Annotated in this window: 2 protein-coding genes and 1 pseudogene; all 3 read left to right on the top strand. The window is 55.2% G+C overall.

The window, feature by feature from the left end:
• Window positions 1-3 precede the first annotated feature (3 nt).
• Window positions 4-990 (top strand): tRNA dihydrouridine synthase DusB, encoded by a 987-nt coding sequence (gene dusB, locus KDK13_RS10525; protein WP_373692231.1) that lies wholly within the window; start codon window positions 4-6, stop codon window positions 988-990.
• On the top strand, window positions 987-1,301 hold the full coding sequence (fis, locus tag KDK13_RS10520; RefSeq protein ID WP_209199972.1) for a DNA-binding transcriptional regulator Fis: 315 nt from the start codon (window positions 987-989) through the stop codon (window positions 1,299-1,301). The genes dusB and fis overlap by 4 nt, the downstream gene beginning before the upstream one ends.
• 179 nt (window positions 1,302-1,480) lie before the next feature.
• Window positions 1,481-1,957: pseudogene (purH, locus tag KDK13_RS10515) on the top strand (bifunctional phosphoribosylaminoimidazolecarboxamide formyltransferase/IMP cyclohydrolase); the annotation flags it as partial.

The raw sequence follows: 1,957 nt of genomic DNA, 5'->3' as shown, positions 1-1,957 counted from the left end.
CCGGTGGTGCTTGCGCCCATGGCGGGTGTTACCGACAGCCCGTTTCGCCACCTCTGCCTGAAAATGGGTGCAGGCATGGCGGTGTCGGAGATGGTAACCAGCAACCGGAAGCTGTGGAATACCCGCAAGTCCCGGCTGCGTATGGATCACAGCTGTGAGTCCGAACCGCGCTCCGTCCAGATTGCCGGAGGCGATCCGGAACAGATGGCCGAGGCGGCCAGGCTGAACCAGGAGTTCGGTGCCCAGATTATTGATATCAACATGGGTTGCCCGGCCAAAAAGGTCTGCAACAAGGCGGCTGGCTCTGCACTGCTGAGGGACATTGAACTGGTGGAGTCCATCCTGAAAGCCGTGACGGCGGCGGTGGATATCCCGGTGACCCTGAAGATTCGTACCGGCTGGGATCCGGACAGTCGCAACGGTGTTGCGGTTGCCAGACTGGCCGAGCAGTGTGGCATTGCCGCCCTGGCGGTTCATGGCCGTACCCGGGCCTGCATGTATAAAGGTGAGGCAGAATACGAAACCATCGCCAGAATTGTTGAGGCGGTGACTATCCCGGTGATTGCCAATGGTGACATCACCTCGCCGGAAAAAGCACGGCATGTTCTGGACGTTACCGGTGCCAGCGCATTAATGATTGGCCGTGCTGCCCAGGGCCGTCCGTGGATATTCCGGGAGATCAACCACTTCCTGCAACATGGGGAGCAGCTCGCAGCACCGGATCCGAGTGAGGTTCAGGCAATCCTCCTGGGGCACCTGGAAGCCCTCCATCAGTTTTACGGCGCTTTTTACCAGGAGAGCCACGCTGTGCGGATTGCCAGAAAACATGTTGGCTGGTACATGCAGGACCAGCCATCCGGCCCGGAGTTTCGTCGGCATTTTAATAAGCTGGAATCTTCGGAAGAACAGCGCACCTGCATACGGGAGTATTTTCAGTGTTTTTCAGCGTCGACTTTTGTTAAAGGTAACGGAGAGGACATAGCGGCATGACGGCAACACAAGTAATCGTAGAAGAAGGTCGTCCAGTAAATGGCCATGGGGGAAGCCTTGCCACAGCGTCGAGAATCCCGGAGTCCCAGACTCTGCGCGACAGTGTGGAAAAGTCCATGAATAACTACTTTGCCCACCTGGACGGGCAGGACGTCACCGATGTCTATCAGATGGTTCTGTCTGAAGTAGAAGCGCCTTTGCTGGAAACGGTCATGGCTTACGTGAAGGGCAACCAGACCCGTGCGGCGACGCTCCTGGGCCTGAACCGGGGAACCCTGCGCAAGAAGCTGAAGCAGTACGGCCTGCTTTAATTGACCCATCATTCATTGCCACTCAATCAATCAGTAGTTTCTGGACAACGGACACTACTGATTTCTACTTTCTTCCCTTCCCCCCTGCCAATAGCCGCCATTTCCAGCTAAAATCTGCCGGAATTTTTATTCCAGCTATCTATTCAAACTATCTACAAACAAGTGGTGAGAAAGAAACAATGGCAGTCACGACACGCCCGATTCGCAGGGCTCTGATTAGCGTTTCCGACAAAACAGGCATTGTCGAATTCGCCCGGTCCCTGCAACAGCATTCGGTTGAAATTCTGTCTACAGGCGGGACTTATGCACTGCTGGTAGAGAATGATATTCCTGCCATTGAGATTTCTGACTATACCGGCTTCCCGGAAATGATGGACGGCCGGGTAAAAACCCTTCACCCCAAGGTTCATGGTGGTATTCTGGGCCGCAGCGGTCAGGACGAAACCGTGATGGACGAGCATGGCATCAAGCCTATCGACCTGGTGGTCGTCAATCTCTATCCCTTCGAACAGACCATTGCCCGCCCTGACTGCGACCTGGCCACCGCCATTGAAAACATTGATATTGGCGGCCCCACCATGGTTCGTGCCGCTGCCAAGAACTACCGCGATACCACCATTGTGGTCAATGCCAGTGATTACCAGAATGTACTGGAC

The organism is Endozoicomonas sp. SESOKO1, from assembly GCF_024606265.1.
Lineage (GTDB): Bacteria > Pseudomonadota > Gammaproteobacteria > Pseudomonadales > Endozoicomonadaceae > Endozoicomonas.
The sequence above is the reverse complement of the archived record's forward strand: the minus strand, read 5'-3'. Positions and strand labels throughout refer to the sequence as shown.